At 61.4% G+C, this 26,944-nt stretch carries 28 protein-coding genes, 1 tRNA gene and 2 pseudogenes; 12 read left to right on the top strand and 19 right to left on the bottom strand.

The window, feature by feature from the left end:
* Window positions 1-29: 29 nt before the first annotated feature.
* Together SPYCA_RS04650 and SPYCA_RS04655 are read left to right on the top strand one after the other, a co-directional pair.
* Window positions 30-443 (top strand): MbcA/ParS/Xre antitoxin family protein, encoded by a 414-nt coding sequence (locus SPYCA_RS04650; RefSeq protein ID WP_120222151.1) that lies wholly within the window; start codon window positions 30-32, stop codon window positions 441-443.
* Complete coding sequence (locus SPYCA_RS04655) at window positions 440-1,168, top strand: RES family NAD+ phosphorylase (protein WP_120219138.1); 729 nt, start codon at window positions 440-442, stop codon at window positions 1,166-1,168. Before SPYCA_RS04650 ends, SPYCA_RS04655 begins: the two co-directional genes overlap by 4 nt.
* 233 nt (window positions 1,169-1,401) lie before the next feature.
* Here the strand turns inward: SPYCA_RS04655 and SPYCA_RS04660 are convergent, their stop codons facing one another.
* The 9 genes and pseudogenes from SPYCA_RS04660 to SPYCA_RS04700 all read right to left on the bottom strand — a co-directional run bounded on the left by SPYCA_RS04660 (window position 1,402) and on the right by SPYCA_RS04700 (window position 10,451).
* The gene (locus SPYCA_RS04660; RefSeq protein ID WP_066114500.1) at window positions 1,402-2,223 is read right to left on the bottom strand and encodes an IS5 family transposase; all 822 of its coding nucleotides are present in this window, start codon (window positions 2,221-2,223) and stop codon (window positions 1,402-1,404) included.
* 79 nt (window positions 2,224-2,302) lie between these two features.
* Window positions 2,303-2,704 (bottom strand): DUF6933 domain-containing protein, encoded by a 402-nt coding sequence (locus SPYCA_RS04665; RefSeq protein ID WP_232003528.1) that lies wholly within the window; start codon window positions 2,702-2,704, stop codon window positions 2,303-2,305.
* Window positions 2,705-2,920: 216 nt separating this feature from the next.
* Complete coding sequence (locus SPYCA_RS04670; protein ID WP_120219139.1) at window positions 2,921-4,135, bottom strand: restriction endonuclease; 1,215 nt, start codon at window positions 4,133-4,135, stop codon at window positions 2,921-2,923.
* A gap of 33 nt (window positions 4,136-4,168) precedes the next feature.
* Window positions 4,169-4,360, bottom strand: coding sequence for a hypothetical protein (locus SPYCA_RS19375; RefSeq protein WP_197715369.1), 192 nt, complete (start codon window positions 4,358-4,360; stop codon window positions 4,169-4,171).
* Between the two features lie 186 nt (window positions 4,361-4,546).
* A protein-coding gene (locus SPYCA_RS04680; RefSeq protein ID WP_120218721.1) for an IS3 family transposase occupies window positions 4,547-5,718 on the bottom strand; the annotation gives its coding sequence in 2 pieces (ribosomal slippage) (window positions 4,547-5,454 and window positions 5,454-5,718; 1,173 coding nt in all).
* A gap of 68 nt (window positions 5,719-5,786) precedes the next feature.
* Window positions 5,787-6,602, bottom strand: a pseudogene (locus tag SPYCA_RS04685) (IS5 family transposase); the annotation flags it as partial.
* A 79-nt stretch (window positions 6,603-6,681) separates the two neighbouring features.
* On the bottom strand, window positions 6,682-8,526 hold the full coding sequence (locus SPYCA_RS04690; protein WP_197715370.1) for a hypothetical protein: 1,845 nt from the start codon (window positions 8,524-8,526) through the stop codon (window positions 6,682-6,684).
* A gap of 271 nt (window positions 8,527-8,797) precedes the next feature.
* On the bottom strand, window positions 8,798-8,956 hold the full coding sequence (locus tag SPYCA_RS19380) for a hypothetical protein (RefSeq protein ID WP_197715371.1): 159 nt from the start codon (window positions 8,954-8,956) through the stop codon (window positions 8,798-8,800).
* Between the two features lie 271 nt (window positions 8,957-9,227).
* Window positions 9,228-10,451 carry an IS256 family transposase gene (locus SPYCA_RS04700; RefSeq protein WP_120218713.1) on the bottom strand — a complete coding sequence of 408 codons (1,224 nt, stop codon included), beginning with the start codon at window positions 10,449-10,451 and terminating at the stop codon, window positions 9,228-9,230.
* A 58-nt stretch (window positions 10,452-10,509) separates the two neighbouring features.
* Here SPYCA_RS04700 and SPYCA_RS04705 point away from each other — a divergent pair.
* Window positions 10,510-11,148, top strand: a pseudogene (locus SPYCA_RS04705) (helix-turn-helix domain-containing protein); the annotation flags it as partial.
* Window positions 11,149-11,303: 155 nt separating this feature from the next.
* Here SPYCA_RS04705 and SPYCA_RS04710 read toward each other — a convergent pair.
* From SPYCA_RS04710 to SPYCA_RS04725, 4 genes are all read right to left on the bottom strand, one after another.
* Window positions 11,304-12,383 (bottom strand): IS5 family transposase, encoded by a 1,080-nt coding sequence (locus SPYCA_RS04710; protein WP_120220341.1) that lies wholly within the window; start codon window positions 12,381-12,383, stop codon window positions 11,304-11,306.
* Window positions 12,384-12,518: 135 nt separating this feature from the next.
* On the bottom strand, window positions 12,519-12,764 hold the full coding sequence (locus SPYCA_RS04715; RefSeq protein ID WP_120219140.1) for a transposase: 246 nt from the start codon (window positions 12,762-12,764) through the stop codon (window positions 12,519-12,521).
* 63 nt (window positions 12,765-12,827) lie between these two features.
* Window positions 12,828-13,999, bottom strand: a protein-coding gene (locus SPYCA_RS04720; RefSeq protein WP_443029480.1) for an IS3 family transposase whose coding sequence is annotated in 2 segments (ribosomal slippage) — window positions 12,828-13,735 and window positions 13,735-13,999 — 1,173 coding nt in all. Because the reading frame shifts where the segments join, the coding sequence is not laid out codon by codon here.
* A gap of 138 nt (window positions 14,000-14,137) precedes the next feature.
* Window positions 14,138-15,349, bottom strand: a complete 1,212-nt coding sequence (locus SPYCA_RS04725; protein WP_066120009.1) for an IS256 family transposase — start codon at window positions 15,347-15,349, stop codon at window positions 14,138-14,140.
* A gap of 105 nt (window positions 15,350-15,454) precedes the next feature.
* Between SPYCA_RS04725 and SPYCA_RS19505 the strand changes: the two genes are divergently transcribed.
* Complete coding sequence (locus SPYCA_RS19505) at window positions 15,455-15,901, top strand: S24 family peptidase (protein ID WP_232003636.1); 447 nt, start codon at window positions 15,455-15,457, stop codon at window positions 15,899-15,901.
* Between the two features lie 408 nt (window positions 15,902-16,309).
* Here the strand turns inward: SPYCA_RS19505 and cueR are convergent, their stop codons facing one another.
* The 5 genes from cueR to copC form a co-directional block, all read right to left on the bottom strand.
* Complete coding sequence (gene cueR, locus SPYCA_RS04735) at window positions 16,310-16,699, bottom strand: Cu(I)-responsive transcriptional regulator (protein ID WP_011445792.1); 390 nt, start codon at window positions 16,697-16,699, stop codon at window positions 16,310-16,312.
* Window positions 16,696-16,899, bottom strand: coding sequence for a DUF2933 domain-containing protein (locus SPYCA_RS04740; protein ID WP_066556611.1), 204 nt, complete (start codon window positions 16,897-16,899; stop codon window positions 16,696-16,698). The genes cueR and SPYCA_RS04740 overlap by 4 nt, the downstream gene beginning before the upstream one ends.
* Window positions 16,896-19,241: a heavy metal translocating P-type ATPase gene (locus tag SPYCA_RS04745; RefSeq protein ID WP_120219143.1), complete on the bottom strand. Its 2,346-nt coding sequence runs from the start codon at window positions 19,239-19,241 to the stop codon at window positions 16,896-16,898. The genes SPYCA_RS04740 and SPYCA_RS04745 overlap by 4 nt, the downstream gene beginning before the upstream one ends.
* Before the next feature lie 64 nt (window positions 19,242-19,305).
* Window positions 19,306-20,238, bottom strand: coding sequence for a copper homeostasis membrane protein CopD (copD, locus tag SPYCA_RS04750; protein ID WP_120219144.1), 933 nt, complete (start codon window positions 20,236-20,238; stop codon window positions 19,306-19,308).
* Between the two features lie 4 nt (window positions 20,239-20,242).
* Window positions 20,243-20,626 (bottom strand): copper homeostasis periplasmic binding protein CopC, encoded by a 384-nt coding sequence (copC, locus tag SPYCA_RS04755; RefSeq protein WP_120219145.1) that lies wholly within the window; start codon window positions 20,624-20,626, stop codon window positions 20,243-20,245.
* Window positions 20,627-20,764: 138 nt separating this feature from the next.
* Between copC and SPYCA_RS18970 the strand changes: the two genes are divergently transcribed.
* From SPYCA_RS18970 to SPYCA_RS04785, 8 genes are all read left to right on the top strand, one after another.
* Window positions 20,765-21,043, top strand: a complete 279-nt coding sequence (locus SPYCA_RS18970; RefSeq protein ID WP_143737092.1) for a DUF3693 domain-containing protein — start codon at window positions 20,765-20,767, stop codon at window positions 21,041-21,043.
* Entirely contained in the window at window positions 21,040-21,480 is a 441-nt protein-coding gene (locus tag SPYCA_RS04760) for a Spy/CpxP family protein refolding chaperone (RefSeq protein ID WP_027443891.1), read from the top strand. Before SPYCA_RS18970 ends, SPYCA_RS04760 begins: the two co-directional genes overlap by 4 nt.
* On the top strand, window positions 21,477-22,046 hold the full coding sequence (locus SPYCA_RS04765) for an RNA polymerase sigma factor (RefSeq protein WP_027443892.1): 570 nt from the start codon (window positions 21,477-21,479) through the stop codon (window positions 22,044-22,046). The genes SPYCA_RS04760 and SPYCA_RS04765 overlap by 4 nt, the downstream gene beginning before the upstream one ends.
* Before the next feature lie 61 nt (window positions 22,047-22,107).
* Entirely contained in the window at window positions 22,108-23,862 is a 1,755-nt protein-coding gene (locus SPYCA_RS04770; protein WP_120219146.1) for a copper resistance system multicopper oxidase, read from the top strand.
* Window positions 23,859-24,914 (top strand): copper resistance protein B, encoded by a 1,056-nt coding sequence (locus tag SPYCA_RS04775; RefSeq protein ID WP_120219147.1) that lies wholly within the window; start codon window positions 23,859-23,861, stop codon window positions 24,912-24,914. Before SPYCA_RS04770 ends, SPYCA_RS04775 begins: the two co-directional genes overlap by 4 nt.
* Window positions 24,915-24,980: 66 nt before the next feature.
* Window positions 24,981-25,337, top strand: a complete 357-nt coding sequence (locus SPYCA_RS18975; RefSeq protein ID WP_143004953.1) for a hypothetical protein — start codon at window positions 24,981-24,983, stop codon at window positions 25,335-25,337.
* Window positions 25,334-25,534 carry a hypothetical protein gene (locus SPYCA_RS04780; protein ID WP_041550295.1) on the top strand — a complete coding sequence of 67 codons (201 nt, stop codon included), beginning with the start codon at window positions 25,334-25,336 and terminating at the stop codon, window positions 25,532-25,534. The genes SPYCA_RS18975 and SPYCA_RS04780 overlap by 4 nt, the downstream gene beginning before the upstream one ends.
* A gap of 126 nt (window positions 25,535-25,660) precedes the next feature.
* Entirely contained in the window at window positions 25,661-26,089 is a 429-nt protein-coding gene (locus SPYCA_RS04785; protein WP_066556631.1) for a DUF411 domain-containing protein, read from the top strand.
* Between the two features lie 687 nt (window positions 26,090-26,776).
* On the opposite strand, the gene SPYCA_RS04790 is transcribed toward SPYCA_RS04785, so the two are convergent.
* Window positions 26,777-26,852, bottom strand: a tRNA-Lys gene (locus tag SPYCA_RS04790).
* Window positions 26,853-26,944 lie beyond the last annotated feature (92 nt).

A 26,944-nucleotide genomic window follows, 5' to 3' on the forward strand; every position in this document is an offset into this window, starting at 1 on the left:
GCGTATATGATGCCATATGGAGAATCGCCATGCTGGCTCTACAACCCGTTGATACTGCCGTTACCGCTTTCCGTCCCGATCCGATTACCCAGGATGAGGCAGCTGCCATGTTCCGGGCAGTCCTCAATCTGTTCGGCAAATGGGAGCTGACCGACGACCAGGCGGCAACGCTGCTCGACATGCCATTGCGCTCCTATCGCCGCTGGAAGGCTGAAGGTGCCGGGCGCGTTTCGCGCGACGGACGCGCTCGTCTTTCTAACCTGATGGGCATCCACAAGGCGCTCCGGACCATCTACTCGGAGGCGACGCGGGGATATGCCTGGATCAGGGCAGCCAATGACGCGTTCGGTGGAGCCAGTGCGCTCGATGTGATGCTCGGAGGCGAACTCACCGACATCATGCGGGTGCGTCGCTACCTCGACGCCGAGCGTGGTGGCTGGTGAGCAAAACCGCGGATGTCCCGGTTTCTCGAGTTGAGTGGAGGGGCGCTGTCAGGATCATCCGCAGCGCCTTTCCGCCGATCGACCTGTTCGAGGACATCGCTGATCCAGCCGACTGGCCGCTGCTGATCTCGGCAGAGCAGAAGACCAATCCCCGCATCATGGCGACGATTGGCAATCTCGACCTCGTTCCAGTCGACCGACGCGTCGGCGGCAATGGGGCATCCTACCTCATGGCGCCATTCACTCATGTCAGCACTGACCGGCCGAGCCGATTTACCGATGGCAGCTATGGTGTTCTCTATGTCGGGGACCGGTTTGAAACCGCGTTGTTCGAGACGATCCACCACCATGCCCGCTTCATGGCACGGACAAAGGAAGCGCCTGGCTGGACCTCGCAGTTCCGGGAGATCGTTATGTCAGTCGATGCTGACCTCCATGATCTCAGAGATGTAGAACTCGCGCCGGCCCTGGATCCTGAAAGTTACGCAGCATCCCAAGCTCTGGCTGCGAATCTCAGGGGTGCGGAATCCGACGGCATTGTCTACCCGAGCATCCGACATCCTGGCGGGGAGTGCGTCGCACTCTTCTACCCGGACTGCGCGTCAAATCCTTTGCAGGGGCGCCACCTCGACTATCACTGGGATGGCGAGCGGGTTGACCTTGTCCGCGATGCCGGTTCGGGAGCTGTTTTCCGCATCGTCGATTTGCCCATCGATCCTGTCTGACCGCATGAGTTGGGCTTCCAGCGGAGTGCTGTAGGATCTCCGAGCACAGTTGCCGGCCAGCAGACTCATGTCTGCGCACCAGCCTTCACGAGTTCATGAAGGGCTTTGTCCGGCGAAACCGGACCCTTGTACAGCGGTCCACACGGTGTCTCCGCTAGCTTGGCGGAAATCGCTAGGAGGTCGTCATCATCACCCTTTTCATAGAGTCTGATTCAAAATTATCGCGATAGATTTCATGCTCTTGCGATACGGCGGACGAAGAGCTGAATTGAGGCGATGAACAGCCACGCGGTTGCCGATGCGATGGTCTGCTCGAAGTCTTTGGCGAGGCGGCGGTTGCGACCGAGCCACGCAAAGGTCCGCTCGACCACCCAGCGTCTGGGCAGGACCTCGAAGCCCTTGGCATGGTCGGATCGCTTGATGATCTCGACCGTCCACTTCCCGATCTTGCGCAGCGCCTGGCGAAGCTTGTCGCCAGCATAGCCGCCATCGGCGAAGATGTGCCTGAGCCAAGGGTGACGGCGGATGATCTCGGCCAGAACAAACGGCGCGCCATCGCGATCCTGCACGTCAGCGGTGTGGATCACGGCATGAACGAGATTGCCCTCGGTGTCGGTCACGATGTGTCGCTTGCGGCCCTTGATCTTCTTGCCTGCGTCATAGCCGCAAGGCCCGCCGCTTTCCGTGGTTTTCACGCTTTGGCTGTCGATGACCCCAGCGCTCGGAGAAGCCTCGCGCCCGAGGGCTTCCCGCCCGATCAGCAGCAGGGCGTGATTGAGCGAGAGCCACAGACCATTGTCGCGCCACAGATAGAACCAGCGCCGCACCGTCGAGACCGGAGGAAAGCAGGGCGGCAACATCCGCCAGGGCAGCCCACCGCGCAGCAGATACAGGATCGCCTCGATGATCCGCCGCAGCGGCCATTTGCGCGGTCGCCCTACACAGCAAGGGCCCGGAAGTAACGGCTCCAGCACGGCCCATTCCGCATCGGTCAAATCGCTTGGCAAAGCCAGGTCGGCACGGGCATACTGCGCCCGGGTGGTGTCGGTCCACATCGTTGAACTCCCGAAGTTTGTTGCAAAACCCCGTGAATCAGCGACTTGGGCTCGCGTCAAGCTAACCCGCTGGCACCACTCAACTTAATTTCGGATCAGGCTCATAGGCATAAGCGGCCAGCCAGAATTCGGTCTGCTTGACGAACTCATTGATGATGCCCACGACGCTCCGGTTCGCAGTCTTTGCGTACTGGACCTTGTCCATCCGCCAGATTTCCTGAGCGACGAATTCGCTTGGGACGCCGTGCTCCTTCAGAACCAGCGCCAAATGTGCCGGGAACCGTCGAGCAAGCGTGGCCGCTGGGGCTAGCGGCATAAGCACGGGAAGCAGCGTGCGCTCAGAAACCAGCAAAGCGACTTGCGGCTTCCAGAACAGCACCGTGGCATACCAATTGCCCAGCGCGGTGTCGCTTTGTCCGGGCTCAGCGATCTCGGGTTTGATCCGATCTAGCAGTTTCTTGGTGCAGAGGAGGTGAAACATGGCGGCTTAGGATAGTGCTCGCTGTCAAGCGCGTCCACTGACGCTACCGGCCAGGCCGCTGGAATGGTTGGAATTGAAGGGACCGACCAGGTCAAGACATTCAACATCGTGAATATGAGCGTCAGCTTTTGCTGAAATCCGTCATTCGGGTCGCTTACACCCTCCGGTCATTTTGTCACACAAGCGGCGTGCGGGAATCGAACGGTCTTGGCCGCCTCAATCGCAGAGGTCGAAGTAGGCTGGCACCCCGTTCCAAGGCGAGAACAGGGTGCTACCCGTCCAGTAGCTGACTTCGCCGTTGCGAACGGATCGCTTTGCACGAAAGACCGTTTCCGCCGTAAGTCGATCAAGGCAGGCGGGACCAATGTCGGGAACTTCCAGACCCCTCTGGCCATAGCCATCGTCCGATATCGTTCGAGCGGGTATGGCCATCAGAAGCGCCGCGTGCTTAGTCTGCTTCAGCACGATCGCGAATTGGTTCATGATTGCCGAGTAGCCTGTATTCGCTTGAACGATGCGGGGATCGTTCGCTGCTAGGTCCTGGATCAAACGTGAGACCGTTTCGGGCGAGATCAGCTTAGATTTGTCGCGGATGATCCCGTCGCTCGCGTTCCGGCACCAGTCCCGCACATGCTCGGACGTCGCGAGCGTCATCGGGATCTTGGTTCTGCTGGCGAATTTTCGCGCTGACGGCAGATAGTCGGAGGTCGTGACGAAGATGCTTCTCTGCGCGGCCTCTACATCAGCGACACCGTGAAGTGCCGCTACGGCGGAGAGGCCGATCTTATTCTTTGGCGCGTAGTGCTTGGCCTGGACGAGGGTTAATATGTCGCCAAGCGGATCACGCTGCAGGATCCGAATGTCGACGCCACCGTCGTTAGTGCCTGGGCCGAGTTCACAGGCGAACCCCTGGCTCTGGAAGATCCTGAAGAGAAGTATCTCATACTCTCTCCATGTCAGGCGCTCGAGATCAGCCGGACGCTTCGCGAAATGAGAGTACAGCTCCTCGTAAACGTCTGCCACGTCCTGCTGGACGAGGCTGCAGACCCACTGCCAGTTCGCCTGGTCGAGGAACGGCTGGAGCAGCGGGCTTTCGTCCGCGGGATATATGTGTGCGCTGACAGCGTCGTTTCGCTCATACCAGAAGCCATGGCGCTCGAGCAGCTCGTGGAATTCGACGTCGAGGCCATCGAATTCGCCGTCGAGCGCTCGGCCTAGGTCGCCGTCGAAGTGGAGGATCGTGACGACGGGCGTGTTTCCGGGTTCTCCGTCGATCCGTTCCGCGTAGGACTGGAAGCCGCAGTCAAACCAGAGTTCGTGCCGGGAGGCCCACTCTTGGACCGAGCGCTGGAGATTTGCGACCACGGCGTCGAGCTCCCCGTCGGACGGTAGTCGCGGCACACCGGTATTTTCGGCTTGCCTGGGCTTCATAGATCACATCGCTTGTTGGAAGTGGACGACATGCTACTTCTTTGAGAAGTCGATCTGTAGCTTTTCCCGGTACACCCCGATACGCTTGCTCGCCCGATCCACGATGTCCTCGTAAAGGAGGGTTTCGGCGTACAGCTCGCCCAGCATGCGTCCGGTGTCCGGATCTTCTAGAGCGCTAGTGTGGAAGAAGCTGCGACCGGACGCGAACTTCTTCCAGCCGATCATTCCCAGCGGATCGAGCGTATCTCCGACCAGATAGCCGTAGAACTTCTTGAGCCGTCCGTTCGACTTCGCTGCAAGTAGGTGCGCGTAGCGCGACAGGTCGCCGATGTGCTCGTCTAAGAGTCTGATTCAAAATTATCGCGATAGATTTCATGTGACCGGCCCCCACCGAGTGGTCCGGGCTATATGTTAGTGCATTGACGCCTCCATCGCCAGTGTCGGCCGTAGGTGGAGCGAAGCGGAACCGGAGGGCGACACTGGCGATGGAACGGCCTCCGGCGCGGGTGGTCGGTATCCCAGCGAGCTGTGCGGCCGGACGGTGTTGTAATGTCGCCGCCAGGCCTCGATCAGGATCCGGGCCTCGGCGAGCGAGTAGAAGATTTCGCCGTTGAGCAGTTCATCACGCAGCGATCCGTTGAAGCTCTCGCAATAGCCATTCTCCCATGGTGATCCGGGCGTGATATACAGCGTCTTCACGCCGATCTGGGCGAGCCATTGCTGCACCGCCGTCGCGATAAACTCCGGGCCATTGTCGGACCGTATGTGCGCTGGTGGCCCACGCGTGACGAACAGCTCGGCGAGCGCCGCCAGAACGTCATCGCTCCTGAGCTTGCGTGCCACCGGCAACGCCAGGCACTCCCGGCTCGCCTCGTCGATGATCGAAAGGATCCGGTATTTGCGACCATCGTGGGTCCGCCCTTCGACGAAGTCGTAGGACCAGACATGGCCGGGATACTCGGGCCGAAGCCGGATGCACGATCCGTCGTTCAGCCAGAGCCGCCCGCGCTTCGGCTGCCTTTGCGGTACCTTCAGCCCCTCGCGCCGCCAGATGCGCTCGACCCGCTTGCGGTTCACATGCCACCCCGCATCGCGCAGCAACGCCGTCACCCGGCGATAGCCATAACGACCATATTGCCGGGCCAGCGCAATGATGTCCTCGGTCAGAGCTGCTTCGTCGTTCGCCCCGCGGGGCGCCTTGCGCTGTGTCGATCGATGTTGCCCGAGCACACGGCACAGCCGCCGCTCAGACACCGGCATCATCATTCTGATGTGATCGATACAGCGCCTTCGGCGCGCGGGGCTCAGAAGTTTCCCCGGGCAGCCTCCTGCAATATCAGCTTGTCCAGCGTCAGGTCCGATATCGCACGCCGAAGCCGCGCATTCTCTTTCTCCAAGTCCTTCATCCGCCGCGCCTGGTCGGTCTTCAGACCGCCATATTCCTTACGCCACCGATAATAGGTCTGTTCCGTAACGCCGATCCGGCGACACGCTTCAGCCGTCGTCGCCCCCTGCGCCAACACGACCTCCGCTTCACGCAGCTTGCCGATAATCTCTTCCGGGCGATGCTTCTTGGCCGGCATTCATATTCTCCTTCGTCATCCAAAATATCATCAATTTTGGACCACTCAGAAGGGGGCAGATCACATGCTCTTGCGATACGGCGGACGAAGAGCTGAATTGAGGCGATGAACAGCCACGCGGTTGCCGATGCGATGGTCTGCTCGAAGTCTTTGGCGAGGCGGCGGTTGCGACCGAGCCACGCAAAGGTCCGCTCGACCACCCAGCGTCTGGGCAGGACCTCGAAGCCCTTGGCATGGTCGGATCGCTTGATGATCTCGACCGTCCACTTCCCGATCTTGCGCAGCGCCTGGCGAAGCTTGTCGCCAGCATAGCCGCCATCGGCGAAGATGTGCCTGAGCCAAGGGTGACGGCGGATGATCTCGGCCAGAACAAACGGCGCGCCATCGCGATCCTGCACGTCAGCGGTGTGGATCACGGCATGAACGAGATTGCCCTCGGTGTCGGTCACGATGTGTCGCTTGCGGCCCTTGATCTTCTTGCCTGCGTCATAGCCGCAAGGCCCGCCGCTTTCCGTGGTTTTCACGCTTTGGCTGTCGATGACCCCAGCGCTCGGAGAAGCCTCGCGCCCGAGGGCTTCCCGCCCGATCAGCAGCAGGGCGTGATTGAGCGAGAGCCACAGACCATTGTCGCGCCACAGATAGAACCAGCGCCGCACCGTCGAGACCGGAGGAAAGCAGGGCGGCAACATCCGCCAGGGCAGCCCACCGCGCAGCAGATACAGGATCGCCTCGATGATCCGCCGCAGCGGCCATTTGCGCGGTCGCCCTACACAGCAAGGGCCCGGAAGTAACGGCTCCAGCACGGCCCATTCCGCATCGGTCAAATCGCTTGGCAAAGCCAGGTCGGCACGGGCATACTGCGCCCGGGTGGTGTCGGTCCACATCGTTGAACTCCCGAAGTTTGTTGCAAAACCCCGTGAATCAGCGACTTGGGCTCGCGTCAAGCTAACCCGCTGGCACCACTCAACTTAATTTCGGATCAGGCTCTAATGGAACGCCCGGCGCCTTGAATTCTATGATGATAGCCGAGCCCTCCTCTCCGAAGATCGCGATGTCGGGCCGCTTGGCGGAATGATCCTTGGTCCGGCGGCGCAGGGTTTCCGCTAGCTCGGTGTCGATGGTCGGATCGAACAGCTTCTCTCCGTCGTCCCATTCGATCTGGGAGAGCGGTTTATCGGACGCGATGTATTCGTAATATTGATACTCTTCGCTCAGGAGCCAGATGTCGTGGTCGGTCGTCTCACGGCTGTCCTTTCGCATCGGGAAGAAGATGCTGTGGATGATCTGCTCGTCCTTGCGACGCTGGCCATCTTCGACGGCCTGCACGGCGAGGCCCCGTCCGCAGGCGAGCTTTAGGACTTCGACGATCGCTGCCCGACGGACGACGAGCTGGGAGAGGTTCGCCATGTCGAACGTCTTGAGGTACGAAGTATACTTCCACGACAGCTCGTTAATCTTGTGGCGGAAGTCGGCGGTGTGCGGCTCAGCTGCCTCGATCTCCGCGCGCAGGTCGAAGATCTCGGCGGTGTCGGCGACGATGCGTTCCTGGTACTTCTTCAGCACGCGCTCGGCGACGGACTTTGCAGTGTCGCCGTAGATGACCCGCGTGTCGGTGTCGGTAAGCATCGCCTGGATCACGCCGAACTTGTCAGCTACGTCCCTGATGACGTCGTCCTTGCTCCAGCCGGAGGGGGTGACCATCTCCGCAATGATAGGATCTATTTGTTCGTAGATGTCGGCGAATGCGACGGTCGCGTCGGTGAAGAGGTCGCAGACCGGCAGTTCGTCAGGAATCTCGTGGAATCCGTCGCGCTGCTCGTTGACGCGCCGGTCGAGGAGGTCGGCCTCGATCAGCACGATGTGGTGGAAGCCTTCGACCGGGCGGTTCTGCTCGGCAACCGTCTTCAGGTATCTCTTGGTTATGTCGAGCACCGGCGAGGATCTGGCGCAGAACGAGATCGCGTTGCGAGGAAGGTCGTAGGTCTGGGCGTCAAGCCGGTAGTGCGAGAGGGTGAAGGTCTGCGTCGTCCCCAACAGGTCGCCGGACTTGGGATCGCGTTCGGCGACCTCGGTCGACCTGACCACTGTCACTTCCGGCAGATCCGCCGCTGTCAGGCTGCTCCGTTCGACGCCACCATTGGAATGTCGGGTCTCAAACGCGATGACGAAGTCACCCAACTGCGACTTGAGGCTCACAAGGCGCTGCAGGAACGCGATCAGCATGTTGCGGCGCATGTTCGCCGCCGAGAAGACGTCGGACAAGGCTTCGGTCCTGAAGAGCTTTGCCCGCGTCGCGTCCCTGAGTCCCTCGAGCCTGATCGCGGTGCCTATCTGTCGTTCGTCGCCGTTGGTGCTGATGAAGTCGGCGACGTCGATCTTCTTGCGTGCAGCGTCGGGCACGAGTGTGCGGGTGGCGACCCCCGTCTCGTTGCGAAACGTGCTCTGCACCCCCACGCGCTCGAAGTGGTGAAAGTACTGAATGCGGCCCGAACCCTTGCACTTGCCGATCCCGGCGATGGCGAGGTCATCCTTGTACGAAGTGTCCTTGGTCACGAAGGCGTCGGCCTGGTCGTTACCGAAGCCGCAGCCATTGTCTTTGCAGGTGATCGATATGTCTGTGCCATCGGCAAGCAGACCAGACGAAGTGATGTCGGCCTCGATCGAGACCGCAAGACTCCGCGCCCCTGGATCGGTGTGCTGCCGGATCAGGAAGGCGTCGATCGAGTTCGAGATGAGTTCTTCGAGGACAACGTATCTGTCCGAACTTATCTTGGTGTTTTTCAGACTTCCACGAATATCGAGCGTCATTTTGAATCCGTCGGAAGGCTTACTTTAATGAGGCAGTCTTGCGGGCGCGGATGGCCCGAAGTCAAGTGTCTTGGGGAGCCGGGGCGGCTCCCAAGTTCGGTCTCATAGATCAGTCGCGGGTTCTGCTAAGGGAGCCTTATGCCGGGGAATCCCGATCAGCGGCCGGGGAAGATCTTGTTCTGATGGTCCACCGGGTCCGCGTTGGGGGCGACGATCACTGTCGGTCATTCGACCTAACAGTCGACAACCCTGAAAGCTGTCATCCGGATGCTCAGGTCTGCGTAGGCACGCAGCAATCGATGACCATCCAGCCGCGCCCGGTGAGAATGTCGAGTTCTCCCGCGGCAAAGACATCCTTGCGCATCGCTAGGCACAGGAGATGGGTGGGGCGCGTCATCGCGACATAGTGCAGTCGCAGCCTACCGAGCATTCGCGAACCTTCGGTGACCACGTTGCCTCGGCCATTCAGGCGCGACCCGCCCGCCTTAGCACCGAGGAGCCAGGGTTTGAGCTCGCTCAGGTGATGCGCGAAGTAGAAGCTGTCAAGCACCAGTGTCGCAGTGTGGGACTCGCCCTTCACCGAATGGATGGATCCCAGCCGGACGTGGACCTGCGGAGCGCCCTCGGGATAGGCGAACAGATTGTCGGTTCGCGCGATAGGGGACTGTCAGGAATTTCGTGTGTGGGCGGGCGGTTGAACATTAGGCCGCCATGGCCTTGATGAAGCGCTCACCGAACAGGACGGCGAACTGGGCCTTGGCCATGGACCACTCACGTGGCGGCATTCTCCACTCTTTCTCGGAGCGGTTCAAGATCAGATAGAGTAGCTTGGTTGCTGCTTCGTCGCTGGGGAAGTGCCCCCTGGCCCTCACCGCCCGCCGAAGCTGGGCGTTCAGAGCCTCGATAGCATTGGTCGTGTAGACGATCCTGCGGACCTCCTCCGGGAAGGCGAAGAAAGGTATGACCTCGCTCCATGCCCGGCGCCAGCTCTGGCCGATGGCAGGGTATTTTTGGCCCCATTCGCTGGCCTCGAAGGCGGTGAGTGCCTCCTCGGCAGCTTTGGCATCAACCGCGCGGTAAATGCCCTTCAGAGCAGCCGCCAGCGGCTTGCGGTGCTTCCAGGAGACGAAGTCCATCGAGTTGCGCAGCAGGTGCACGATGCAGGTCTGGACGATCGCCTCGGGGAACACGGCGGTGATCGCATCCGGGAAGCCCTTGAGGCCGTCGACGACGGCCAGCATGATATCTTCCACCCCGCGGTTCTTGAGCTCGTTCATCACGCGCAGCCAGAACTTGGCGCCCTCGTTCTGTTCGATCCACAGGCCCAGCACGACCTTGGTGCCGTCGGCCATCACGCCGAGCGCGATGTGGATCGCCTTGTTGCGGACCATGCCTTCATCGCGGATCTTGACCCGGATGGCATCGAAGAACACCAGCGGATAGGCCTGATCGAGCGGCCGGGCCTGCCAGGCGGCGACCTCCTCGAGCACGGCGTCGGTGACGGTCGATATCAGGTCCGGCGAGACGTCGATGCCATACAGCTCGCGCAGATACCCGGTAATCTCCCGGGTGCTCATCCCGCGGGCATACATCGAGATGATCTTGTCGTCGAAGCCCGGGAACCTGCGCTGATACTTGGCGATCAGCTGCGGATCGAAGCTGCCCTGCCGGTCGCGCGGGATCTCGATCTCGATCTTACCGGTGCCCGTGGCAACCGTCTTGCGGCCATAGCCATTGCGGCTGTTGCCAGCCTGCTCTTCGTGGCCGAGATGATGATCCATCTCGGCATTAAGCGCGCGTTCGGCCAAGGCCTTCTTCAGCGAATCCAGCAAGCCGCCTTGCTGCAAGGCCGCAGCAGCATCACCGCCAGCCAAAAGTTGATCCAGCAAATCAGACGGGATCACAGGTTCTTTGCGTCGAGACATAGTGGGACTCCTTCTCACCCATTATGCCCGCCCACACACGAAATTCCTGACAGTCCCCGCAACCACTGGCGAGGTGCAGGATCTGCGCCGCGAAGCCCGCGCCCTGAAGGAATGCGTGGCCTACCTGACGCTCGAAAACCGTCTGCTAAAAAAGCATGATCGCGGATGGGGAGGGCGAAGAATGAGGTATCCCGCATCCGAGAAACTCGAGATCATCCGGCTCGTCGAGCAGTCGCCCCTGCCCACCAAGCGGACACTGGACCAGCTCGGCATTGCCCGCCGGACGTTCTACCGCTGGTATGACCGCTACCTCGAGGGCGGCCCGGAGGCGCTGGAGGATCGACCCTCGGCGCCGAGCCGGGTGTGGAACCGCATCGCGCCTGAAGTGCAGGATCAGATCGTCGAGATGGCGCTGGAGCAGACGGAGCTGTCACCGCGCGAACTGGCTGTGCGATTTACCGATGAACGCCAATACTTTGTGTCTGAAGCGACGGTTTACCGCCTGCTGAAAGCACACGACCTGATCACCAGTCCGGCATACGTCGTGGTGAAAGCCGCCGATGCGTTCCATACCAAGACCACCCGGCCGAACGAGATGTGGCAGACCGACTTCACCTACTTCAAGATCATCGGGTGGGGCTGGTTGTATCTCTCCACCGTGCTCGACGACTTCTCGCGCTACATCATCGCCTGGGAAGCGAAGCTGGACACCCGCAACAACCGTGATTTTGGCGACTTGATTGGCCGCGGTGCGGCATGATGCCTACAGGATGACCGTTTGTGCGGACAGATTGTCCTTTTTGCGCTGGTTTTGATGGGCTTTTCATCCGCTGCTGCGGATTTCGGGCGCACCTATGCCGTGGCTGCGCGCCGTTCGTGGAAGATCAGGCGGTCGAAGTTGTAGGCGAGGTTGGCGAGCGTGAGTTTGGCCTGAGCACGGGCAATGCCGATGGTGCGGATGAACAGGCCATAGCGGTTTTTCTGGTGCGCAAAGACATGCTCGACCCGTGCCCGGATCGCTGACTTTGCCGCATTGGCCCGCGCCATGCGCTCGGGCATCGGCTTGCCCTTGGGCTTGCGGCGATGAATGCGGCTCTTGAGCATGTTGGCCTTGAGCCATGCCTCGTTCTTGCTGCTGCGATAGGCGCTGTCTGCCCAGACATCGCCAGCGGTGTTGCTCGTGTCGATCACCCTGCGCAACTGGCGCCCGTCGCTGTCGGCTGCCGAGGTGACGGTTGCTTTGCGGATAAAGCCGTAGCGCCGATCGATGCTGATATGCGACTTGTAGCCGAACACCGGCGTGGCGATCTGCGGCAGCGGCGTCCCATCGGGACGATGGCGGACCTTGCCCCCTATCTTCACCGTCCAGCGCGCGTCGACATCCTTTTGGTGCGCCTTGTTCGGCTTGCCGCGCCAGATCTGCCTTGCCGACTTGCCCGCCTTGATCGCGGCCTTCTCGTCCTCGGTGTTGCGCTGCTTGGGCGCGGGCACCAGCGTGGCATCGACGATCTGACCGCCCATCGCCAGATATCCCGCCTCGCGCAGTTGCTGCTCGAACGCCTGCATCAAAGCCTCGAGCGTGCCGCTCTGTGTGAGCCGGTTGCGATAGTGGCGGATGGTGTTTTCGTCTGGCATCGCGCCGCCAAGGTCGAAGCCGAAGAAGCGCATCCAGCTCAGCCGATCCCGGATCATGAACTCCATCCGCGCATCCGACAGATTATGCTGCGCCTGAACCACCAGTACCTTGAACATCGCCACAGGATCGAAGGCTGGCCGGCCGCCCTTGGCGCCGTCACTATAACCGAGGCCCTTGGTCAACAGCGGCCGGAAACGCTCGAACTCCACCGTGCCCGCCAAAACCTCCAGCGGGTCGCCGTCCTTGCTCAGCCGCTCCAGGTGCTCCGCCAGCGAAAACAGGCTGCGTGAGTGCATCAAACCTCTCCGTCCAATGCACAGAGTGAATCAGATCATGGCCCCAAACGCGAGGGGTTTTTGCGGGTGTCCAGCTGGCCAAAGGCCAACCTGTGCACCAACATGCGGGCAGAGGATGTAACCGACACGCTGGATTTAGGCCGTAGACTCATTAGCAGCGATCCATAGGCGTGCACAGAAGAGCTTGATGGCGGCGAGGAAGTTGTCGCTTCGTTTGTCGTATCTGGTGGCTAAACCTCTGGCGTTTTTGAGCTTCCCGAAAAACCGTTCGACCAAATTGCGATAACGGTAGAGAAAACTGCTGAATGCGAAGCCTTTACGGCGGTTGCGCTTGACTGGGATGTTGGCGAAGCCTCCCTGTGAGTTAATCCGGCGGCGAATGGCTGAGGTGGTCCCGCCTTCTTGGACAGTTTGGCGGCTAAGTTAAGCTAATCCCGGTTGTCGTTATGCCGCCTGTTTGATCATCAGATCATGGGGGGCATGCCCCCCATGATCTGATTGTCCGATCCGCCTATAGGCCTCGACTGGGGTTCTCCCGGCCAGGCCCGAGTGCGGACGCTGGGTGTTGTAATAGGTGATCCACCGGCCAAGGCCAGCCCGCAGTTCCGATCCGGTCTCGAAGGCATGGAGATAGACGCATTCGTACTTCAGGGATCGCCAGAGGCGCTCGATGAAGACGTTGTCCATCCACCGGCCCCGACCATCCATGCTGATGCGGACCTCAGCGTCGCGCAGCACGCTGGTGAAGGCCTGCGACGTAAACTGGCTGCCCTGGTCTGTGTTGAAGATTTCTGGCTTGCCGAACCGGGCCAGCGCCTCCTCCAGCGCCGCGACGCAGAAGCCGGCGTCCATCGTGTTCGACAGGCGCCAGGCCAGCACCTTGCGGCTCGCCCAGTCCATGATCGCCACCAGGTAGAGGAACCCGCGCCGCATGGGGATGTATGTCACATCGGCGCACCACACGTGGTTCGGCCGCTCGATCGTCAGCTTGCGCAGCAAGTATGGATAGATCCGGTGCTGCGGGTGCGGATCGCTCGTGCGCGGCCGCTGGTAGATCGGCGTCAGCCCCATCTTCGCCATCAACCGCCGTGCCCGACGGCGACCGACCTCGTGTCCGGCACGCCGCAGGTGCCGCGCCATCTGGCGGCTGCCGTACCATGGGCAGTCCAGGAACGCCGTGTCGATCACCGTCATCAGCGCCAGCGTCTCGTCCGTTTCCGGCACCGGTGCGTAGTAATAGGATGAGCGGCTGATCCGCAGCAAACGGCACTGTGTCGAGATCGACAGGCGGTGGTGAGCAGGTTCAACCATCGCCCGCCTCCAGTCCACGCTCATCGACCGAAGGCTTTCGCTAAAAAATCCCGCTCCACCACCAGTTGCCCAATCTTGGCGTGCAGTTTCTCTACCTCGCTCTCGCTGATAACCTTAGCCGCATCGCCGGCCCCGGAGAAGGTGCCTGCCATCCCATCGATGGCCTGGCGTTTCCACGATGCGATCATCGTGTGATGCACGCCATGCTTGGCTGCCAGCTCCGCCAGCGTCAGGTCGCCCCGGATCGCCTCCAGCGCCACCTTGGCTTTGAAATCCGCGCTGTAGCGCTTTCTCGTCGTCTTCATTCCCGTACCAATCCATCAGGTCGGGATTAGCTTAGCATCCTGTCCAGAAAACCGGCACCACCTCAGACAGTCGGGCAGCGATCGAGGTCGTGTCCGTCAATGTGGTGTAAATTCGGGTGTGGCCAGCGGGCTTCATTTTCAGGCGGCCTTTGGTGTAATCTGTAGCGGCTGAGCCTCCTCGATTGTTGGTGTGGCGAGCGCTGCCATGCCCTCGATCTGCATGTAGCGGTGCTGGAGCTGGTATTCGTCGTTCTGCTCGAGCAGGACGGCGCCGACGAGGCGGATGATGCTGTCCTCGTTGGGGAAGATGCCGACGACATCGGCGCGGCGCTTGACCTCCTTGTTCAGCCGTTCGAGCGGATTGGTGCTGTGGAGCTTGACCCGGTGCTGCTCAGGGAAGGTCATGTAGGCGAGCACGTCATGCTCGGCTTCATCCATGCAGGTGCCAAGCTTCGGCCAGCGGGCGCGCAGCTGGTCGGCAACCTGACGCCAGACCTGTGTCGCAGCGGCATGATCGGGCTGGAGGAAGACCTGGCGGATGGCGGCGGCAACAACGGTGTTCTGGCCCTTGGGAACGTAGGCCAGCGCATTGCGCATGAAGTGGACACGGCAGCGCTGCCAGGTGGCGCTGAGGACGCGGGTGATCGCTGCCTTGAGGCCTTCGTGGGCATCCGAGATGACCAGCTTGACCCCTGTCAGACCGCGCCGGGCGAGGTCCTTGAGGAAGTCTGACCAGAACACCTCTGCCTCCGAAGGGCCGATGTGCAGGCCGACGATCTCGCGCTTGCCCTCGGTGTTGACGGCAACGGCGATTATCGCGGCAACGCTGACGATCCGGCCGCCCTGGCGCACCTTCAGGTAAGTGGCATCGAGCCAGAGGTAGGGCCAGTCGCCGGCAAGCGGGCGCTTGAGGAAGGCATGGACGCGCTCGTCGATGTCCTTGCACAGCTTCGAGACCGAGGATTTGGAGATGCCGGTCATGCCCATGGCCTGCACCAGATCATCGACGCGCCGGGTGCTGACGCCGGCGATCCACGCCTCCTGGATCACGGCGACCAAGGCCTTCTCGACTGTCTTTCGCGGCTCCAGGAAGCCCGGGAAGTAGGCGCCGGTCCGCAGCTTGGGGATCCTCAGGTTGAGCGTGCCGAGCCGGGTATCGAGGCTGCGGTCGCGGTAGCCGTTGCGCCAGGTCGTCCGCTCGCCGGAACGCTCGTGCCGGGCGGCACCGACCAGGCCCTCGACGTCGGCCTCCATGATGATCTGCAATACGCTTTCGGCAATGGTGCGCAGAAAATCTCCATCTCCGCTCTTCGCCAAAAGCTCGGCAAGCGGTAGTCTGTCTTCGGTCATCGGGATCAACTCCTTGGTTGGTGTGAAGTCTGGAAACTCCACCTTACCAATGAGCCCGGTGGCCACCGAGATCGAAATCGCATGGGGTGGGGCATGCCCCACCCCATGCGATCACCTCAATCTACACCAGAAATTACACCACGAACGCGGACGCTAACGCGATCGATAATCAAAGTCCCCCTGCTGAACGGGACAGGCAACGATTCACGCTCACAATGGCGGCTGGTTGATGCGGCTTGGCTAGGTCGGCTGTGTGATCAGCCCGCCAGTGTCGCAATCTTGCCAATTGTTGGTGAGGCGATGGAGCCGACCCTCTGCAATGGCGACGAGGTTATGATTAGCCGAGTTCGCGCCCAGGAGAGCGTGCGTGAAGGCCTTTATGCCATCCGTGGGTCTTCTGAAATCTTCGTGAGGCGGATAGCGATCGACCCAACGAAGAACCGTCTGACCGTTCTGACCGATCACCCCGCATATCCGAGTTGGCAGGGCATCCAGCGCAAGGGCGTCGATATTGTCGGCCGGGTGATTTGGATCGGAGCTCGGGTGGCTTAGCTGTCTTGTTTCGCCGTGATGCTCGATGCTCTTAACGGCCATCCCAGCCGGTGATGCTGGTGCCGAGCAAAGATGGGTTTAGCAGTCGCGCTGGCTGGGTGGTGAAACGACGACTCGCTCAAGCGCAGTCGGACAACGGGCTAGCCATGAATCCTTCACCGTGAACGCTGATGTGTGGAGCCTGAGCCGCCGCAGCGCCGAATTTGCGCGCTGCTACCTAGAGAGCTACCTAGAACGAAAACGCTCCCGGTCGCTCGATCCGACGAGCTTTGTATCCGATTGAAAAATATGGGGAAAGTGGTGGACGCACTAGGGCTCGAACCTAGGACCCGCTGATTAAGAGCAATCTTTCCGTCCGGATGTGTTCGCGAGCGACCGCATCGATGTGCAGGTGTCCAGAGGATCTGGTCAACTGACTGCGATCCCGTCGAGGATCGGACAATCGGGTCTGCTGTCGCCGCTGCACCCTTCGGCCAGTTCCAGCAAGGCGCGCCGCATGGCTTCAAGTGCTGCGGCCTTGCGACCAAGGTCATCGGCATGTGCCAGGGCAACGGCCTTCACTTCACTGCTCGTCCGCTCGCGGTTGTCCCATAGGCCGAGGAGAGTGGTGATCTCCTCAAGCGAGAAGCCAAGGCCGCGGGCGTTGGCAATGAAGCGCAGGCGCTCGATCGATTGCGGCGAATAATCCCTGTAACCATTGTCGCGTCGGTCAGGGGGCGGCATCAACCCTACGCGCTCATAGTGCCGGATCATCCGCTCCGACACGCCAGTGGTCTTCGATGCCTGTCCGATGTTCATGGCCGCTGTTCGCCGAACTTCGGGTAGCGTCCTTGGTGGTGGCCGCCATGGAAGAAGTGCAGCAGCGGGCAGGCGAACAGGAATGCGTAAGGGATCAGCCCGAAGAAGTGCTGCCGGTGTTCCGGATAGAGCAGGAAAGCGGCGATCAGCGCGCCCGATGCCGCGGCCAGCAACCACGCGCGCTTGCTGGAAAGGCTCATAGCGCAATCCTCCTGAGACGCAGCGAATTACCGATGACGCTGACCGAGGAAAGTGCCATTGCAGCCGCTGCGATGATCGGTGAAAGCATGATGCCGAACAGCGGGTAGAGCGCGCCCGCAGCCACCGGGATACCAGCGACGTTGTAGGCAAAGGCGAAGAACAGGTTCTGCCGGATGTTGGTCATGGTTGCGTGGCTTAGGTGCCGGGCACGCGCTATCCCTGTCAAATCGCCCTTGAGCAGTGTGATGCCCGCGCTTTCGATCGCAACGTCTGTGCCGGTGCCCATGGCGATGCCGACATCGGCAGCAGCAAGCGCGGGGGCGTCGTTCACACCGTCGCCTGCCATCGCCACGATCCTGCCTTCGTCCCTCAAGCGCTTCACGATCGCGCTCTTCTGATCGGGCAGGACATCGGCTTCGATGTCGTCAATGCCGAGCCGCCGCGCGATGGCCTCAGCTGTGATGCGATTGTCTCCGGTCAACATGATGACATGGATGCCCGCTTCGGCCAGCGCCTTGAGCGCGGCAGGCGTGGTCTGTTTAACCGGATCGGCAATGCCGATGGCACCCGCAGCACGGCCATCAATGCCAAGGAAAATTGCGGTCGCCCCGTCAGCGCGCAGGGCGTCAGCACGCCTCGCCAGTTGGGCAGTCGAGATACCCTGCTCCTCAAGAAAGCGGGCATTGCCAGCAACAAGCCGATGTCCATCGACGATGCCGGTGATGCCCTTGCCGACGGGCTGATCGACGTCGCCAGGTTCACTGATTGCGAGACCCTTGGCTTCTGCATCCCGGACAATGGCCAGGGCCAGCGGATGCTCGCTGCTGCGTTCGAGGCTGGCGGCAAGGCGCAGAACCTCTTGGCTGTTGAACCCCTCGGCCGTCTCGATCGCGACCACCGCAGGCTTGCCTTCGGTGAGCGTGCCGGTCTTGTCGACGACAAGGGTATCGACCTTTTCCATGCGTTCGAGCGCCTCGGCATTCTTGATAAGGATACCGGCCTGGGCACCGCGTCCGACCCCCACCATGATCGACATCGGGGTTGCTAGACCAAGCGCACAGGGACAGGCGATGATCAGCACGGTCACCGCTGCAATCAGGCCATAGCCCATCGCCGGCGACGGGCCGACCAGGGACCAGACGACGAATGCGATCACCGCGACAGCGATCACCGCCGGCACGAACCAGCCAGACACGGCATCTGCAAGCCGCTGGATTGGCGCACGACTGCGCTGGGCTTCTGCCACCATCTGGACGATGCGTGCCAGCATGGTGTCGCGCCCAATCTTCTCGGCGCGCATCACGAGGCCACCGGTCTGATTTATCGTGCCGCCAATCAGCTTCGACGCTGCCTCCTTGATCACCGGCATGGACTCGCCAGTCACCATCGATTCATCGACCGTGCCGCGGCCGTCCAGCACCACGCCATCGACCGGCACCTTTTCGCCAGGGCGAATGCGCAAAGTGTCGCCGACCATTACCTGGTCGAGGGTGATCTCCTCGTCGCTGCCATCGGGACGAACCCGGCGGGCGAGCTTGGGCGAAAGGTCGAGCAATGCGCGGATTGCGCCACTGGTCGTCTCGCGGGCATGCAGTTCAAGCAGTTGGCCAAGCAAGACCAGGACGGTAATGACCGCTGCCGCCTCAAAATAGACCGCGACCGAGCCGTCCATCGCGCGAAACGCGGCCGGAAAAATGCCAGGCGCGAGCGTCGCCGCCATGCTGTAGGCCCAAGCGACTCCGGTCCCCATCGCGATCAGGGTGAACATGTTGAGATTGCGGCTCTTGATCGAGGCCAGGCCGCGTTCAAAAAAGGGCCAGCCAGCCCAGATAACCACTGGCGTTGCCAGCACCATCTGAACCAGGTTGCCGATGTTCCCATCCAGATAATGGCGCAGTCCTCTCAAGTGTCCGCCCATCTCGAGTGCCACTACCGGCAAGGCGAGGATGAGCCCGATCACAAAGCGCCGCTTCATGTCGGCATATTCCGGTGACGGTCCATCGCTGAGCGTCGGGGTCATCGGTTCCAGGGCCATGCCGCAGATCGGGCAGCTTCCCGGCCCTGCTTGCTGAACCTCCGGATGCATCGGGCAGGTCCAGATCGCGCCTTCTGGCACCGGTTCTGTCGGGCGCGGCGCATCAATCACATAGCGCGCCGGATGAGCTTCGAACTTGGTCAGACAGCCAGAGCTGCAGAAGTAGTGATGGGCGCCGTCATGGGTGGCGACATGCGTCGTCGTCGCAGGGTCAACGCTCATTCCGCAGATGGGGTCAATCACCATTCCTGGAGCCTTCGATCCGGAATGGGCGCATTTCGCATGGTCGTGATGCGACTCGGTCATACTTCGTGCTCCTCTGGTCGCACCTCTCATCAACCTTGACATCACGTCAGGGTCAAGAGGTAATTCACCCGTACGCCATGATCGGTTCCAGCGTACCCAGCCAGGCCACCACGGCGAGGATCGTAAGCACTGTGGACGTCTCCAGAATCAGGCTTTGCCGAAGACTACGTAACGCGGGGACCGGATTGCCGTTGGCGATGGCTGCACCAAGGGCGGGTGTCAGCCGCCAGCGGTTGACACCCGCCAGCATCAGCATTGCAGCAAACAGGGCGAGCTTGATAAGCAGGAGTTGGCCGTAGCGCGAAGCGAACAAGGCGTACGGATGCGGCAAGCCCATTAGGCTCAGGCTGTTGATGATGCCCGTGAGAACGATCAACCCGACCGCAAGCGTCCCAACCCGCGAGAATTGTTCAAGCGCCCGATGCGCGATCCTGATCTGCGCATCGGATTGCTGCGCCAATGGCTGAAAAAGCAGCCAGGAGAAGGCGGCGATTCCGCCGATCCATACAGCCGCCGCCAGCATGTGGACGATGTCGCTCAGCCGGTGGAGCGTTCCAGTCCACCCTTCGGTTGCACCGGCATGGCCAGTCCAAACCAGCGTGGCGATGGCAAGCACAGCCGAGGCAAGCAGACAGTATCTTGCTAGGTGTGGGGTTCGGCCAAGCCCCAGGGCGGCAAGCAGGGCAATTGCAACTGCCACCATGCGCACAACCCAGGCGCTGCCGATGGCGCTCTGTGTAACGATTTCCCTGAAGGCCGAGCCATCTACTGCCCAGAGGCTTGTCCCGGTCATGGCTGCGACAAGTGCGATCATGCCGCCGCCGGACAGCAGCAGTCCGAGCAGCGAAAGGAGGAGGGCGGGTTTGGCCAGCGGCAGCAAGACAGTGCCTCGCTCCTCGGGTTTCAGCGCGTAAAGCGAGAAGGCCGTCACACCTGCCAGCACCATTAGGTCGGCGTAAAGCGCGAACCGGATGGCGATGACAGGCAGGTTGTCCATGTCTTCAGCGTACGGTGAAGCTGAAGTTGCCGCCCATGCGATGCGTGTCGGCTCCGGCCGCGCTCCAGGTCACGCGGTAAGTGCCGGCGGCGAGCGGGCGGCGGAGCAGCAAAGTCATCGATTTCCGGTCCTTGCCCAGCTGCACGGTGAAACCCGTGATCGGCATCGGCGCATGGTTTGCCATACCCGGCATTCCCGTCATCGCGATCTCGGCCCGTGCCGTTGCGCCGATCACCGCCTCATTAAAGCGCAGTTCGATCCTCGTTGGTGCTTCGACCGTTGCATTGGCGGCCGGGGTCGAGGACACAAGCCGCGTATGCGCGCTGGCAAGCTGCGGGACCATAAGACCCAGAGCCGCGGCGGCGAGGGCAAGGCTGATCAATCGCATGAGGAAACTCCTTGGAATTGGCTACCAGGATGAAATACGCGCGCCGGAACAGCATCCCTCAAATTGGGCGGGTTCGGTTTTTCTGAGGGATCGGGGAAATGGCTTCGTATTGGATGTCGACACCTTGGGAGACTCACCATGTCAGATCTTGATCAGGCGCTCCGCCGTTTGGCCACACTTCCGGCCCCTTCGGGGCTGGCGACAATCGACGACAAAGTGCTTGCCGGAGTGGCTGCGAGCCGCCGCGAGGCTGCGGCCGGGTCTCGGCTGACGGGCTTTGCCGCAGCCCTCGCCCTGGCGGTTGGCATAGCGGGTGGTGGACTGGCGGGCGGCGAACCCGCCACAGCTCAGCCACTCTCACCCTTTGCCCCCGACAATCTGCTCGCACCTTCAACCTTGCTGGATGTGCACCCGTGAATTGGACCAGGCGGCTGATCGTTATCGGGCTTGTTGCATTTGCGGCGGCGCTGGCCGGAACTTATGCCGGTCGCGTCCTGTTCGCTCCGGAAGGGCAGAGCGAGACCGAACTCCACGCACTGCTGCACCGCGAACTCGAACTCGATGCCGCACAGGAAGCAAAGATTGAAGCAATCGAGCAGCGTTTTGCCACCCGCCGCAAGGTGCTTGAGCTGGAGATGCGGGCGGCCAATGCCCGTCTGGCCGAAGCGATAGAAGCGGAACATGGCTATGGTCCGGAAGTCACCGCCGCCATCGACCATACCCACAAGGTCATGGGTGAGATGCAGAAGGAAACACTGGAGCATCTCTTTGCCATGCGCGCCGTCCTGAGGCCCGATCAGGCGGCCAGGTTCGACCGGTCGGTTACCAGAGCCCTGACCCCGGAATTGCCGTGAGCCTTTCGCTGTCCGACGGAAGCGACGGCGAGCTCGCGGCACTGGCGCTCGCCGGTCGGCAAGACGCCTATCGCGAACTGCTGGCGCGCCACCGTGAAACTGTCTTTCGTCTGGTGCGAGCGTCGGTCGGCGACCCGCACGAGGCACTTGATATCACCCAGGAAACCTTCATCGCCGCGTTCTCGTCGCTTGGACGCTACGACCATGAGCGCCCTTTCCTGGTCTGGCTTAAGCACATCGCGCTCAACAAGTGCCGGGACTGGGCGAGGCGGAGAAAGGTTCGGGCTTTCTTCACGCGAGCAGCGCCGCTGGAGATGGCTTTCGAAGTTTCGGATGATTCCATTCCTGCCGACGTGCAAGCCGCGGACCGGACCGAACTGGCGCGCGTGACCGCGGCCATATCGCGCTTGCCGTCCCGTCTGCGCGAGGCGCTGGTCCTCCGCACGATCGACGGCCTCGGCCAGGCTGAAGCCGCAGAGGTGCTGGGAGTCAGCGAGAAGACGGTCGAGACCCGCCTCTATCGGGCCAGGGGAAAATTAAAGGCGATGCTTGGCAACCAGATCTGAGGGCTAGGGAAAGCGGCTGCGTATAGGACGTTGAAGCCGTCAATCTCACCGGACACCATTCATGCACTCTTTTGCGCTTGATCGCCGTACACTCATCCGTTCGGCTGCCTTGGGAGGCGGGGGCCTTGCGCTTTCGGCAGCGCTCCCGGCCTGGGCGCGCAGCGGAACTTCTGGTCTTGGTGCCCCGATGGCCGTGTTGTCCGGGGAGCAAATCGCACTATCCATCGGCCATGCCTCGCTCAGGGTCGGCGGACGTGATGGGCATGCCATCGGCATCAACGGTGCGACACCGGGCCCGGTCATCCGGTTAAAGGAGGGCCAGAAGGTTCGCCTCGCGGTGAACAACACGCTGAACGAGGAAACCTCAATTCATTGGCACGGGTTGCTCGTGCCTTTCCAGATGGACGGCGTGCCGGGAGTGAGCTTTCCCGGGATCAAGGCCGGACAGACCTTCGTGTACGAGTTTCCCGTCAGGCAGTCTGGCACCTATTGGTATCACAGCCACTCCGGCATGCAGGAAGCGTTGGGCATGTATGGCGCGATCGTCATCGATCCCGCCGCGCCCGATCCGGTGGTCTATGACCGCGAACATGTAATCATGCTCGCCGACTGGAGCTTCATGCATCCGCACACCCAGTTGCGGAAGTTGAAGGCCCAGCCCGGCTATTTCAACATGCAAAAGCAGACCTTTTCGGGATTGCTCGATGGCAAAGACCAGTCCGCTTCCGAGCGCCGTATGTGGGCCAAGATGCGGATGGACCCGACAGACATTTCGGATGTCACCGGCGCAACCTATCATTTCCTGGTCAACGGGCATGACAGCGCCGCGAATTGGACCGGACTGTTCGCCCCCGGCGAGCGGGTGCGCCTGCGCATCATCAATGCCGCCGCCATGACCAATTTCAATGTCCGGATTCCGGGCCTTGCGATGACGGTGGTTGCCGCCGATGGGCAGAACGTGCAGCCAGTCGAGACCGACGAGTTCCAGATCGGCATTGCCGAGACCTATGACGTCATAGTGGAGCCCAGGAGTGATGAGGCTTATGGCTTCATCGCCGAAGCCATCGACCGCTCCGGTCAGGTGCGCGCCACGCTTGCTCCGCGCCTCGGCATGGTCGCGCCAATCCCGGCGATCCGCGAACGCCCGCTGCTGTCCATGAAAGACATGGGCATGGGCGATATGTCTGCACCCGGTGCCGATGCGAGTGTAGCTGATCACGCAGCGATGGGCCACGCGATGCCCGGGGTGGATCACGGCTCGATGAAGATGCGCGATCCGGCGGTCGCGCCGCAGGTCAAACTGGGGCCAGGCGTGGCAACGCTTTCGCCAATGCCGATGGACCGCACAGGCGAACGCCCGACGGGCCTAGAGAAAGTCGATCACCGGGTGCTGACTTATCGTGACCTCAAATCGCTGACCCCCAATCCCGACAAGCGCACGCCGTCGCGAGAGATCGACATCCATCTGACCGCCAACATGGAGCGCTACATGTGGTCCTTCGACGGCGAAAAGTTCAGCGAGAACACTGAGCCGATCCCGTTCCGCCACATGGAGCGGGTGCGCATCAATCTCATTAACGACACCATGATGCCCCATCCGATTCACCTGCACGGTCATTTCTTCGAACTGGTTACTGGGAGTCCCGGCCATCATCCGCTGAAACACACGGTCAACGTCCTGCCCGGCGGCAGGGTCTCGTTCGATCTGACTGCCGATGAGCTCGGCGACTGGGCATTCCACTGTCACATGCTGCTGCATATGATGTCGGGGATGTTCCGGGTCGTGACCGTGCGCCATGAGGAGGACGCGGCATGAAGGCGACCCTTCTCATCAGCGCTGCTGTCTTGTTGGCAACGCCCGGCTTTGCGGTGGCCCAATCCTCCATGCCAGGCATGGAAATGAAGGATGCGCCCGGCACAGTTGCTCGAGGCGAGGTAGCGCCGGCTGCAATGGACCATTCCGGCCATAGTCAGCCCGAAGCTGCAGTTCCCGCGCCTGTCGCAGTCGATCCCCATGCCGGACACGCTGCCGAGCCTAAGCCAGCCGGTCCGCCACGGCCTGAAGCCATCGATCACTCCGGCCATGATATGAATGCCATGACGGGCATGTCCGAGGGTGATCCGGCTATCGGAACTGCTCCCGCCCCTGCGCCGCCAGGCGACCATGCCGCGGATACCGTGTTCGATCCCGCTGAGATGGCGCGCGCACGCGAAGCCCTACGGCGAGAGAATGGAGCCTTCAGCGGGTCGATGGTGCTCTTCGATCTCGCCGAATTCCAGGCGCGCAAGGGCAGGGACGGTTATCGTTGGGCAGGCGAGGCCTGGTTCGGCGGTGACGTCGATCGCCTCCTGATCAAAACAGAGGGCGAGGGCGCATTCGGCGAGCCGATCGAGGATCTGGAAATCCAGGCACTCTATTCACGTGCCATCTCGCCGTTCTGGAATGCCCATGTCGGCTTGCGGCACGATATAGTGCCCAATCCCTCGCGGACTTATGCCGTGCTCGGGGTAGAGGGGATCGCGCCTTACTGGTTCCATTTGACGGGGCAGATGTTCCTCTCCGACAAGGGGGACATCCGGGCTCGCCTTGAGGGAAGCTACGATGAGCGGATCACCCAGCGCCTCATCTTCCAGCCTCGAGCGGAACTTAATTTCTCCGCTCAGGACATGCCCGTGATCGGGGTCGGATCAGGACTCACCGACTTCGAACTGGGTGCGCGCTTGCGCTATGAGATCCGACGCGAGCTCGCGCCCTATGTTGGCGTGGAATGGAGCCGGAAGGCGGGTGACACCGCGCGTTTGTCACGGCTCGCAGGAGAAGATCCAGATGCGGTCAGTTTTGTCGCTGGCGTCAGGGTCTGGTTCTGATTCTGATGGCAATGCACAATGACTTTGGCTGGACCGACGGGTCGCAAGGGAGCAGGACTTGATCCTATGAAATCGGTCGTCGCTTTCATTGTTGCGCTAGCATTGGCGTTCGGCGCAGGACCGCTTTGCGCCGCCCCGGCAGCGGCTTCGATGCAGACCGCTAACATGGAATGCGGCGACATGCCGGGAAGCGGCGACCGCTCACATCATCATGGCGCACCGGACGTGGCGCGGGTCTGTCATGCGTGCCTCTTTGCTGCGCCTGCCATCGGCACCAATCTGAATGCCATACGATGGGATTGGATCGGCCCGGAGATCCGGGCGCCCCAAAGCCTGTCCGGATTGACGCCCGAGCCACCGACACCGCCCCCGCGCCAGCCGGTTTCCCGATCCGTTTCAATCTTATCTGGAGAATACACATGAAATCCAAGTATCTGCTGGGCGCCCTCGCGCTCTCGCTTTCTACTGCCGCGTTTGCAGCCGAGCCTGCACCGACGCCAGAAAAGCCGTGCTGTTGCTGCAAGAAGGACGAGCACGGCCAGATGGCCTGCTGCAAGGAGCATGGCGAGCAGGCTGGTGAGCATGCTGGTCACGACATGAGCGGCATGGATCACAAGTAAGCAATGGTGCGCGGAGGGTGGTCCGCTACCCTCCGCGTATTGCCATGTGAGTACTGGCAAATGCGGACTGGACCTTAGTTTACACCGGAGCGGTTCAGCGGCCACCCGCGGATAAGGAGATCACATATGCGAAAGCTCGTTTTGGCACTGGCGCTGTTTTCGACCCCCGCGCTAGCGGCAGGCGACATCCTGATGCATCGCGATCCGGGGTGTGGCTGCTGCGAACAATGGGCTGCGCGGGTTCGGCAGGCCTTCGGCAGAAATGTGCGAATCGTCGATGACGCGAACCGTACCGCGTTCCAGCGGCAGGTGGGTCTTCCCGCAAACCTGGTGTCATGCCACACCGCGATCGTGGACGGGATCGCCTTCGAGGGACACGTTCCTATTGCGGACATGCGCCGGGTACTGGCGAGCCGCCCGAAAGGTGTTCGTGGGCTTGCAGTTGCGGGAATGCCCATCGGATCGCCGGGCATGGAGGTGCCGGGTGTTCGCGCGCAACGGTATAACGTCATTGCCTTCGGGGCCGCGCGCACCAGCGTATACGCACAGCATTAGTCGTCGCATTAAAAGCGAGCGTCTTAATCTCCGCTCCCGCGAAACCCGGAGCACATCCGGGCAAATCGAATGAGAGCGGGGCAAGATGCTTCCGCGAGTTGTGTTACGTTTGGAGCGGGGGCGTTTTCGCCTTGATCGCGATGAAGGCCGCGCCTGCAGTCGTCCTTCGCCCAAGCCAGCCCGCTTCACGGCGATCTGTGATCTGGCCGAGGAGGCTGCAGCGCCAGCGCCTGGAGGCGTCACCGAGCGAATTGCCGTGCTCCTTCGCGGCCATAGTAAGCCCCGCAGGATTGCTATCACCCGGCGTCAGAACACCAGAACCTTGTCCGCCTGCAGCGTGCTCTCGGCTAGCTCATCCATCGAGCTGCGCCTTGCCATCGAGCAGGACGGGCAGATAATGATCATCGCATCCGGAATTGGCATTTGGTCACCTCTGCCGCTGAGATGGGACCGCCGAACTCAAATATAAGTCGCAGGGCTGACGACTTTGAGAGTGCCGATTCGTGCCAGCCTTGGAAAGTGAGCTTGAGCTGGGCCGCAAAGCAACCCGCGGAACGGCCATTTTGCAGCTTTCGCTCACAAAATCAGTTTCAAGGAGCCTGCTACCTAGAGAGCTACCTAGCGCAATTCCGCCACGCGGCAGGTCTCTGCTGTCGCGCTGTAAGCATATGCTTTATAAGGAGAAAGTGGTGGACGCACTAGGGCTCGAACCTAGGACCCGCTGATTAAGAGTCAGCTGCTCTACCAACTGAGCTATGCGTCCATCTGCCGGATTTCGGCTTTCACGATGCGGCGGAAATCCACCTGCGTCGTGAAGAGAGCGGCCCGCTATCATGGCGGTGCATCCTTGGCAAT

Source organism: Sphingopyxis sp. FD7 (genome assembly GCF_003609835.1).
Taxonomy (GTDB): domain Bacteria; phylum Pseudomonadota; class Alphaproteobacteria; order Sphingomonadales; family Sphingomonadaceae; genus Sphingopyxis.

Excerpts from the sequence above, each read along its gene's own strand:
- SPYCA_RS18975 (WP_143004953.1), top strand. The coding sequence starts at position 24,981 with ATGAAATCGGTCGTCGCTTTCATTGTTGCGCTAGCATTGGCGTTCGGC.
- copC (WP_120219145.1), bottom strand. The coding sequence starts at position 20,626 with ATGCGATTGATCAGCCTTGCCCTCGCCGCCGCGGCTCTGGGTCTTATG.
- SPYCA_RS04785 (WP_066556631.1), top strand. The coding sequence starts at position 25,661 with ATGCGAAAGCTCGTTTTGGCACTGGCGCTGTTTTCGACCCCCGCGCTA.
- SPYCA_RS19375 (WP_197715369.1), bottom strand. The coding sequence starts at position 4,360 with ATGATCGGCTGGAAGAAGTTCGCGTCCGGTCGCAGCTTCTTCCACACT.
- copD (WP_120219144.1), bottom strand. The coding sequence starts at position 20,238 with ATGGACAACCTGCCTGTCATCGCCATCCGGTTCGCGCTTTACGCCGAC.
- cueR (WP_011445792.1), bottom strand. The coding sequence starts at position 16,699 with ATGAACATCGGACAGGCATCGAAGACCACTGGCGTGTCGGAGCGGATG.
- SPYCA_RS04780 (WP_041550295.1), top strand. The coding sequence starts at position 25,334 with ATGAAATCCAAGTATCTGCTGGGCGCCCTCGCGCTCTCGCTTTCTACT.
- SPYCA_RS04710 (WP_120220341.1), bottom strand. The coding sequence starts at position 12,383 with ATGCACTCACGCAGCCTGTTTTCGCTGGCGGAGCACCTGGAGCGGCTG.
- SPYCA_RS04770 (WP_120219146.1), top strand. The coding sequence starts at position 22,108 with ATGCACTCTTTTGCGCTTGATCGCCGTACACTCATCCGTTCGGCTGCC.
- SPYCA_RS19505 (WP_232003636.1), top strand. The coding sequence starts at position 15,455 with ATGCGATCACCTCAATCTACACCAGAAATTACACCACGAACGCGGACG.
- SPYCA_RS04665 (WP_232003528.1), bottom strand. The coding sequence starts at position 2,704 with ATGTTTCACCTCCTCTGCACCAAGAAACTGCTAGATCGGATCAAACCC.
- SPYCA_RS04670 (WP_120219139.1), bottom strand. The coding sequence starts at position 4,135 with ATGAAGCCCAGGCAAGCCGAAAATACCGGTGTGCCGCGACTACCGTCC.
- SPYCA_RS04660 (WP_066114500.1), bottom strand. The coding sequence starts at position 2,223 with ATGTGGACCGACACCACCCGGGCGCAGTATGCCCGTGCCGACCTGGCT.
- SPYCA_RS04745 (WP_120219143.1), bottom strand. The coding sequence starts at position 19,241 with ATGACCGAGTCGCATCACGACCATGCGAAATGCGCCCATTCCGGATCG.
- SPYCA_RS04650 (WP_120222151.1), top strand. The coding sequence starts at position 30 with ATGCTGGCTCTACAACCCGTTGATACTGCCGTTACCGCTTTCCGTCCC.
- SPYCA_RS04700 (WP_120218713.1), bottom strand. The coding sequence starts at position 10,451 with ATGTCTCGACGCAAAGAACCTGTGATCCCGTCTGATTTGCTGGATCAA.
- SPYCA_RS04775 (WP_120219147.1), top strand. The coding sequence starts at position 23,859 with ATGAAGGCGACCCTTCTCATCAGCGCTGCTGTCTTGTTGGCAACGCCC.
- SPYCA_RS04690 (WP_197715370.1), bottom strand. The coding sequence starts at position 8,526 with ATGACGCTCGATATTCGTGGAAGTCTGAAAAACACCAAGATAAGTTCG.
- SPYCA_RS19380 (WP_197715371.1), bottom strand. The coding sequence starts at position 8,956 with ATGCTCGGTAGGCTGCGACTGCACTATGTCGCGATGACGCGCCCCACC.
- SPYCA_RS04725 (WP_066120009.1), bottom strand. The coding sequence starts at position 15,349 with ATGACCGAAGACAGACTACCGCTTGCCGAGCTTTTGGCGAAGAGCGGA.
- SPYCA_RS04740 (WP_066556611.1), bottom strand. The coding sequence starts at position 16,899 with ATGAGCCTTTCCAGCAAGCGCGCGTGGTTGCTGGCCGCGGCATCGGGC.
- SPYCA_RS18970 (WP_143737092.1), top strand. The coding sequence starts at position 20,765 with ATGTCAGATCTTGATCAGGCGCTCCGCCGTTTGGCCACACTTCCGGCC.